This is a genomic window from Mesorhizobium sp. M7A.F.Ca.CA.004.04.2.1 (assembly GCF_004022825.1).
Lineage (GTDB): Bacteria > Pseudomonadota > Alphaproteobacteria > Rhizobiales > Rhizobiaceae > Mesorhizobium.
The window spans coordinates 1-8484 of the sequence record NZ_RZPH01000125.1; the positions used below are offsets into that span (position 1 = coordinate 1).

Consider the following 8484-nt stretch of genomic DNA (forward strand, 5'->3'; position numbering starts at 1 on the left):
ACCCCCTACAGCCAGGCGGTGCGTGAACTGCAGTGCTTCATCGGCGACCCCGTAGCCTCCGTCGACCGCGCCATCGCGGAAGATCCCGGCTTCGTCATGGCGCATGTCTTCAAGGGCTATCTGTTCGGCCTCGCCACCGAGCGGGAGGCGACAGCGGTGGCCAAGGCTTGCCATGAGGCGTCACTGCCGCTTGCCGCGACCACGCGCGAGCGGGCGCATGTCACAGCCCTGGGTCATCTCGCCAACGGACGCTGGCATCAAGCCAGCCGCATTCTCGAGGACATCACCATCGAGACCCCGCGCGACGGGCTGGCGCTGCAGGTCGGCCACCAGATCGATTTCTTCACCGGCAATGCACGCATGCTGCGCGACCGCATCGCACGCGCCCTGCCGTCCTGGCAAAGCGGCATGCCCGGCTACCACGCCATGCTCGGCATGCACGCCTTCGGGCTGGAGGAAATGGGTGACTATGTGAGGGCCGAGCAGCTTGGCCGCGCGGCGGTCGACATCGAGCCGCGCGACGGCTGGGCGCAGCATGCCGTCGCCCATGTTATGGAGATGCAGAGCCGGCAAAGGGATGGCATCGCCTGGATGCAGGCCAACCCGGAAGCGTGGACAAGGGAGAGTTTCCTGCAGGTCCACAATTGGTGGCACCTGGCGCTGTTCCACTATGATCTCGGCGAGACCGACGCGGTGCTGGCCCTCTATGACGGCCCCATTTACAGCGTGCAATCGACGATGGCGCTCAACATGGTCGATGCCTCGGCAGTCCTGTGGCGGCTCGCCCTCGGCGGCGTCGATGTCGGCGACCGCTGGGCGGCGCTCGCCGCCAATTGGCATAAGGCCGGCGCCGGCAATTATGCCTTCAACGATGCCCACGCGATGATGGCCTTTGTCGGTGCAGGGTTAGATGCGCCGGCCCTCGCTTTGCTTGAGGCTCAGCGCGAGGCCATGCGTGGCAGCGACGACAATGCGGCTTTCACGCGGGATGTCGGCCATCCGCTGACGCTCGCCGTCAAGGCATTCGGTGAGGGCAATTACGCCGAGACCGTGCGCCTGATCCGGCCGATCCGATCGATCTCCCATCGCTTCGGCGGCAGCCACGCCCAGCGGGATGTTATCGACCTGACGCTGATCGAGGCAGCGTTGCGCGCCGGTGACGGTGCGCTGGCCAGGGCGCTCACGGCCGAGCGTTCGATGGCGCGGCCCGACAGTCCGCTGTCAGCGCTGTTTGTGCGACGCGCCGCCGATTTGTCGGAGAATTGACCCGAAGCGGATCTTGTTTTAAAAACTGGCCAAGTCAGATTTTTTCGAGACCCGAAAAAATTAACTGGCGTGGGAGGAAGACATGTATCTGGGCCTCGATCTCGGAACGTCGGGCGTCAAGGCGCTGCTGATCGATGCCGGGCAAACCGTCATCGGTTCCGGCCATGGTTCGCTTGATGTTTCACGGCCGCATCCCGGCTGGTCGGAACAGAATCCCGAGCACTGGATCCGGGCCTGCGAAGACGCAATTGCCGAGCTCAAATCCTCCCATCCGGATGAACTCGCGGCAGTCAAGGGCATTGGCCTGTCCGGGCAGATGCATGGCGCCACGCTGCTCGACGCCGCCGACAAGGTGCTGCGTCCCTGCATCCTGTGGAACGACACGCGCAGCCATGCCGAGGCGGCTGCGCTCGATGCCGATCCGCGCTTCCGCGCTCTGACCGGCAACATCGTCTTTCCCGGTTTCACCGCGCCGAAACTTGCCTGGGTGAAAAACAACGAACCCGCTCTCTTCGCCAAGGTCGCAAAAGTGCTGCTGCCCAAGGATTTCCTGCGGCTCTGGCTTTCGGGCGAACACATTTCGGAGATGTCGGATTCTGCCGGTACCTCCTGGCTCGATGTCGGCAACCGGCGCTGGAGTACGGACCTGCTCGCAGCGACGTCGCTCGACGAGGAGCAGATGCCGTCGCTGGTCGAGGGTACGCACAAGGCAGGCGCACTGCGCAGTGAATTGGCCTCGAAATGGGGCGTCCAGGCCATTCCAATCGCCGGCGGCGCCGGCGACAATGCGGCCTCGGCCTGCGGCATGGGCACGGTCGGCGCCGGCCACGCTTTCGTCTCGCTCGGCACATCGGGCGTGCTGTTTGCCGCCAACGCTTCCTACCTGCCCAACCCGGCTAGCGCGGTTCACACCTTCTGCCACGCCCTGCCGAACACCTGGCACCAGATGGGGGTCATCCTGTCGGCGACGGATTCGCTCAACTGGCTGTCCGAAATCACCGGGAAGAGCGCCGGCGAATTGACCACTGAGCTCGGCGACACATTGAAGGCGCCGAGCGGCGTGTCCTTCCTGCCTTATCTCTCGGGCGAGCGCACACCCTACAATGATGCCGCCATTCGCGGCGCGTTCACCGGGCTGGCGCATGAATCGAGCCGTCCCGTGCTGACCCAGGCCGTGCTGGAGGGTGTAGCCTTTGCCTTCCGCGACAGCCTCGAAGCCCTGGCCACGGCCGGCACGAGTTTGACGCGGGTGACGGCGATCGGCGGCGGCTCGCGCTCGCACTACTGGTTGAAGGCGATTGCCACCGCGCTTCAACTGCCTGTCGACATTCCCGCCGACGGCGATTTCGGCGCCGCCTTTGGCGCCGCGCGGCTCGGCCTGATCGCGGCGACGGGTGCCGATCCGCTTGAAATCTGTACGGCACCGAGGACGGATGCGACGATCGAACCGGACGCGGCGCTTGGCGGCGTCTATGCCGATGCCTATCAGCGCTACCGGGAGCTGTACCCGGCGATCAGGGCTGTAACCGCGTGATTCAGTGCGAGGCGCCCCCCTCTGCCCTGCCGGGCATCTCCCCCTCTAGGGGGGAGATCGGCAGCGTTGACGGCTTTACTCGTCTTGCAAGGTTGATAATTAGCGATGGCGGGAAAGACAGCCAATCTCCCCCCTTGAGGGGGAGATGGCCGGCAGGCCAGAGGGGGGCGCTTCGCACCCGCCTCGCCCAGAAGTCCTCACTGCGCAGGCACCTTGTCGAGAAAGCCGGTGACGCTCTTCAGGCGGCCGTTCTCAATGATTCCGATGTCGGTACCTTCGATCACCGATGGCGTCCCCTCAGGCCCGAGATTCCACGAGAAGCGGATCTTGTCGGCAAAACCGTCCGGCGTGCCCTTCAGCGAGAACCGGAAGCCGGCAAAGCGCTGCTGCACGCCGTCGATCAGAGCCGCGACGCCTTCATGGCCGTCGCCCTGCATGAGCGGATCACGATAGCTGACGTCTTCCGTGAAGGTCGCCTTGAGCAATTCGGTCCGGCGGACGGCATCGCTTTCGTTCCAGGCGGTGATGTAGTTTTCAGCGATCTTGGTGAGGTCGGTCATGGTCTGTCTCCTTCATTGACGGTTTTGACATGACCCTTTTCAACCGGCGCTGGCCTGAAACCAATTACGCCTGAGGTAATGGCGGCAGAACTTTGTGAGAGGACAGAAATCATGAGCAGCGGATTTTTCGGCGACATCAAGAAAATCAAATATGAAGGGCCGGATTCGACCAATCCGCTGGCCTATAGGTTCTACAATCCCGACGAGCTCGTCGCCGGCAAACGGCTGGAAGACCATCTGCGCTTCGCCGTCGCCTACTGGCACTCCTTTGCCTGGCCGGGCGGCGATCCGTTCGGCGGCCAGACCTTCGACCGGCCGTGGTTCCCCAAGGCAGGTGGCACCGACACGATGGAACTGGCAAAGCTGAAAGCGGACGTCGCCTTCGAGATGTTCTCGCTGCTCGGCGCGCCCTATTTCTGCTTCCACGACGCCGATGTGCGGCCGGAAGGCAAGGATTTTTCCGAAAGTGCCGCGCGCCTCGACGAGATCGCCGATTACTTCGCGGGGAAGATGAAGCAGACCGGCGTCAAGCTGCTTTGGGGCACCGCCAATCTGTTCTCCAATCGCCGCTTCATGTCGGGGGCGGCCACCAATCCCGATCCGGATGTCTTTGCCTACGCGGCGGCGACGGTAAAAAGCTGCATCGACGTCACCAAGCGGCTGAAGGGCGAAAACTACGTGCTGTGGGGCGGGCGCGAAGGCTATGAGACGCTGCTCAACACCGACCTCGCGCGCGAGCAGGAACAGGCCGGCCGGTTCCTCAGCATGGTCGTCGACTACAAGCACAAAATCGGCTTCAAGGGCGCGATCCTGATCGAGCCGAAGCCGCAGGAGCCGACCAAGCATCAGTACGATTACGATGTCGCCACGGTCTACGGCTTCCTCAAGCGCTTCGGGCTGGAGAAGGAGGTCAAGGTCAATATCGAGCAGGGCCACGCCATCCTGGCCGGCCATTCCTTCGAGCACGAACTGGCTCTGGCCAATGCGCTCGGCATTTTCGGTTCGATCGATATGAACCGCAACGACTATCAGTCGGGATGGGACACCGACCAGTTCCCCAACAACGTGCCGGAAATGGCGCTGGCCTACTACCAGGTCCTGCAGGCCGGCGGCTTCAAGACCGGCGGCACCAATTTCGACGCCAAGCTGCGCCGCCAGTCGCTCGATCCGCAGGACCTGCTGATCGGCCATATCGGCGGCATGGACTCTTGCGCACGTGGCCTGAAAGCCGCGGCCCGCATGGTCGAGGACAAGGCGCTATCGGCGCCGCTGGCCGAACGTTATGCCGGCTGGAACACGGCCGAGGGCAAGGCGATGCTCGCCGGCAAGCGCACGCTTGAGGATATCGCCGAGCGTGTCGTCAAGAAGAGGATCGAGCCGCAGCCGAGGTCCGGCCGCCAGGAACTGCTGGAAAATATCGTCAACCGCTACGTGTAAGGCGCGCGCCGCTCCATCTCTGGACCGACATCCGGCACCACTGGCTGAAAGCCGCCGCCATCGCTATCTGCTAGTCAGCCCACTTCGCGAGAGGCTGCCGAGGATCGCACAGATCTTCGGCAGCCAGCGTGAGATCAAGATGCCACGCGTGTCGCCGAAAGAGAGCCCGTGCGGCAGCCTTTATTTTTATGCATGTCGTCATCCCAAAACCGCTGGCACTTTTGGGCGACATGCATTGGCGGGAGACGGAAAATGGCAGAGGATCGAATCATCGTGCGCCCGGCGCAGGCGAGCGATATTCCGGCGTTGAAGCAGGTGCTGCAGGAAACGTTCGAAGGCACATGGCTGCCGAACATCACCGAAGCAGCGGCGCGGCGCTATGTCGAGACGGATATTGGCGGGCGCTATGTCGACCGGAGCTGGCCTGAGTTCGCCGTTGCCGAGATCGATGGCGAGGTCGCCGGCCTGATCCATTGGCGCGCCGATTTCATCGAGGCCCTGCACGTCATGGCATCCCGTCAAGGCCAAGGTGTCGGCCGCCAGCTGCTCTCCCATGCCGAACAGGCAATCGGCACCGCCGGGTTGGCGCAGGCGCGGCTGGAAACCGACACGTTCAACCTGCCGGCACAAGCCCTCTACAAGGCGGTCGGCTATGTCGAGAAAAACCGCTATCCAGACGACGAATGGGACAGTGGCTTCACCACGGTGCTGTTCGAAAAGCGGCTGTAGATCTCTCCTTGATCTGACCTGCCGGGACGCAGGAACAGCTTTGCGCATGGCCCGGTCCCGCGACACGGTTTTGCCCTTCGACGCCCTTCAATGACCTCGCTCTTGCCTTCAAACTGCCGTCACGTTTCTCATATAAGAGTGGCTCGTGGCGGGAGAGGAAGAAGGAGGCGAACCGATATGCAGAACGAACGTGAAATCGACGCCCTGCTCTCACCTGGCGAGGCCGGATCGATCATCGACCGGCTGATGGCGATGCCGCATCCGAAGGATGGTACGCGCCGCTCAAACGAATGGGACCGCGCCGTTGCCAGCCGTTTCGAGACCCATCTTGCCAGACAGATGCGCTCGCAGATCGACGGCGGCAGTGACCGTCAGAACGCTGCCTGAGCTTTCCGACTTTGTGCATGTCGTTGTCCCAAAATCGCTACACACTTTTGGGCGGCATGCACATCAACCCCTCCGCAATCTGACCGGCGCTTCGCCGAAAGCCCTTGAAAATGCCCTCGAAAATGCCGCGGCGGACGAGAACCCGGTCCGCCCGGCAATATCGGCCATGGCAACCCTCGTATCGACCACCAGCCGGCGCGCGGCGCCGAGGCGCAGCCTGAGGTAATAGGCGCCCGGCGTCTCGCCGATCGATTTGCGAAAGATGCTTTCCAGCGTCCGTGCCGTCACGCCGGCGCGCTTGGCCACTGCTTCGATGGTCAGCGGCTGGTCGACATGCGATTCCATCAGCCGGATGGCTTGCGCAAGGCGCGGGTCATAGCCGTCGAGCCGGCCGAGCGAGACCAGCGGCTGTGCGTCGGTGGCGGCGCGAGCCTGGTCGTAGATGAAGACGCTGGCGACATCGAGCGCCACCGCCATACCGAGCCGCGTGCGGATGAGATGCAGCATCAGGTCGAAGGTCGGTGACGCGCCGCCCGAGGTGAACACTGGCCCGTCGATGACATAGCGGTCCGGGCGGACATCGACGCCAGGGAAGGCCGAGGAAAAATCCTCCATGTCCTCCCAGTGGGTGGTGGCGCTGCGCCCTTCCAGCAGGCCGGCGCGTGCCACCAGCCAGGTGCCGGCCTCGACACCGCCGCAAGCACGCGCCGTGCGTGCGGCCCGGCGCAGGCCCGACAACAGAGCCGAGGTTGCATAGTTCTGGGTGCCGAAGCCGGCGACAACGACAAGAACGTCGGTCGGCTCAGCCGCATCGAAGCGGCCGCCGACCGCCACCGGCAGGCCGCATGTGGTGACCGGAGCCTCGCCGGTCACCGAGACCAGCCGAAAATCGAACAGGGTCTCGCCGGAGATGCGGTTGGCGGCGCGCAGTGGATCGACGGCGGATGCCACGCACATGATCGACGAGCCGGAAAACACCAGCAGCGTCACCTTGAGCGGCAGACGCTCGGCACGAAAGATCGTCGGTTTTTCGCTTTTCGTCATGGAAGCTTCGTAAAACGCAAAACAGTTTCCGGCAAGTCGGGCATTGTTGTGGACTGTTCTTTCGGAGGAGAGTTCTATGCCGCTTGCGATGAACCGTGAGGTCTTCATTACCTGTGCCGTGACCGGGTCCGGCGGGTCGCAGGACCGCAGCCCTCATGTGCCGCGCTCGCCAAAGCAGATCGCCGATTCGGCCATCGACGCGGCCAAGGCTGGCGCCGCAATCGTGCACTGCCACGTCCGCGATCCCGAGACCGGCAAGCCCAGGCGCGATGTGCATCTCTACCGCGAAGTGACCGAGCGCATCCGCGAGGCCAATGTCGACGTCGTGCTGAACCTGACCGCCGGCATGGGCGGCGACATGGTGTTCGGATCGCCGGAAGCGCCGTTGCCGCTCAACGAAAAAGGCACCGACATGGGCGGCGCCACCAACCGCATGGAACATGTGCGCCAATGCCTGCCGGAAATCTGCACGCTCGACTGCGGCACCATGAATTTCGCCGAGGCCGACTATGTCATGACCAACACGCCAGGCATGCTGCGCGCCATGGGCGGCATGATGACGGCGCTTGGCGTCAAGCCGGAGATCGAGGCCTTCGACACTGGCCATTTGTGGTTCGCCAAGCAGCTGGTCGAGGAAAAGGTGCTCAACCCCGATGCGCTGGTGCAGCTCTGCATGGGCGTGCCGTGGGGGGCGCCGGACGACCTCAACACCTTCATGGCCATGGTCAACAATGTGCCGTCGACCTGGAACTGGTCGGCCTTTGCCATCGGCCGCAACCAGATGGCCTATGCTGCTGCGGCGGTGCTGGCCGGCGGCAATGTCCGCGTCGGGCTGGAAGACAATCTATGGCTCGACAAGGGCGTACTGGCGACCAATGCGCAGTTGGTCGAGCGCGCCGCCAGCATCGTCACCAATCTCGGCGCCAGGATTCTTGGGCCGGAAGAGGTACGGCAGAAGCTCAACCTCACCAAGCGGGCGCCGATCGCGGCATGAATTATTCGTCGGGAGGGTCGGCATGACTACCGTAAAATTCACCGCAATGAAGGATGGCGACCGGGACGACTACGAGTTCCTGACCGCGCATGAGATCGACTACGCGGCCAGGACCGGCGAGCGGCTGCTCGACGCGCTGGTGCAGCTCGACGCGGGCCTATCGGGCTACAAGATCACCCGGCTCGGCCATTCGCTGCAGGCGGCGACGCGTGCCTGGCGCGACGGCGCCGACACCGACTGGATCGCCTGCGCGCTACTGCACGACATCGGCGACATCTATGCGCCTTACAATCACGATGAATATGCCGCTTCGATCCTCAAACCCTTCGTGCGCGAACAATGCACTTGGGTGGTGGAGAAACATGGCGACTTCCAGCGGCTCTACTATGCCCATCACCTCGGCGGTAACCGCCATGCGCGCGACCGCTTTGCCGGCCACGCCTATTTCGACGATTGCGACCAGTTTTGCGAACGCTGGGACCAGTCCAGCTTCGACCCCGATTATGACACGCTGCCGATCGAATTCTTCCGGC

Annotated in this window: 8 protein-coding genes and 1 pseudogene; 7 read left to right on the plus strand and 2 right to left on the minus strand. The window is 63.6% G+C overall.

What is annotated here, in order from left to right; all coding sequences use genetic code 11:
- Positions 1-1266: tetratricopeptide repeat protein (locus tag EN893_RS08360; RefSeq protein ID WP_164900763.1), on the plus strand; the 1266-nt coding region annotated here is incomplete at its 5' end.
- A gap of 82 nt (positions 1267-1348) precedes the next feature.
- Positions 1349-2800, plus strand: a complete 1452-nt coding sequence (gene xylB, locus EN893_RS08365; protein WP_127270191.1) for a xylulokinase — start codon at positions 1349-1351, stop codon at positions 2798-2800.
- Positions 2801-2997: 197 nt separating this feature from the next.
- Here xylB and EN893_RS08375 read toward each other — a convergent pair whose 3' ends face one another.
- Positions 2998-3360 (minus strand): nuclear transport factor 2 family protein, encoded by a 363-nt coding sequence (locus tag EN893_RS08375; protein ID WP_127269938.1) that lies wholly within the window; start codon positions 3358-3360, stop codon positions 2998-3000.
- 111 nt (positions 3361-3471) lie between these two features.
- Between EN893_RS08375 and xylA the strand changes: the two genes are divergently transcribed.
- From xylA to EN893_RS08390, 3 genes are all read left to right on the plus strand, one after another.
- The gene (gene xylA / locus EN893_RS08380; RefSeq protein WP_127269940.1) at positions 3472-4797 is read left to right on the plus strand and encodes a xylose isomerase; all 1326 of its coding nucleotides are present in this window, start codon (positions 3472-3474) and stop codon (positions 4795-4797) included.
- Positions 4798-5049: 252 nt separating this feature from the next.
- Positions 5050-5526, plus strand: coding sequence for an N-acetyltransferase (locus EN893_RS08385; RefSeq protein WP_127270188.1), 477 nt, complete (start codon positions 5050-5052; stop codon positions 5524-5526).
- Positions 5527-5703: 177 nt separating this feature from the next.
- Positions 5704-5913, plus strand: a complete 210-nt coding sequence (locus tag EN893_RS08390; RefSeq protein ID WP_127270186.1) for a hypothetical protein — start codon at positions 5704-5706, stop codon at positions 5911-5913.
- Positions 5914-5976: 63 nt separating this feature from the next.
- On the opposite strand, the gene EN893_RS08395 is transcribed toward EN893_RS08390, so the two are convergent.
- On the minus strand, positions 5977-6957 hold the full coding sequence (locus tag EN893_RS08395) for a GlxA family transcriptional regulator (protein ID WP_127270184.1): 981 nt from the start codon (positions 6955-6957) through the stop codon (positions 5977-5979).
- 76 nt (positions 6958-7033) lie between these two features.
- Between EN893_RS08395 and EN893_RS08400 the strand changes: the two genes are divergently transcribed.
- Both EN893_RS08400 and EN893_RS08405 read left to right on the plus strand, forming a co-directional pair.
- Positions 7034-7951 carry a 3-keto-5-aminohexanoate cleavage protein gene (locus EN893_RS08400; protein WP_127269383.1) on the plus strand — a complete coding sequence of 306 codons (918 nt, stop codon included), beginning with the start codon at positions 7034-7036 and terminating at the stop codon, positions 7949-7951.
- Positions 7952-8030: 79 nt separating this feature from the next.
- Positions 8031-8484: pseudogene (locus tag EN893_RS08405) on the plus strand (HD domain-containing protein); the annotation flags it as partial.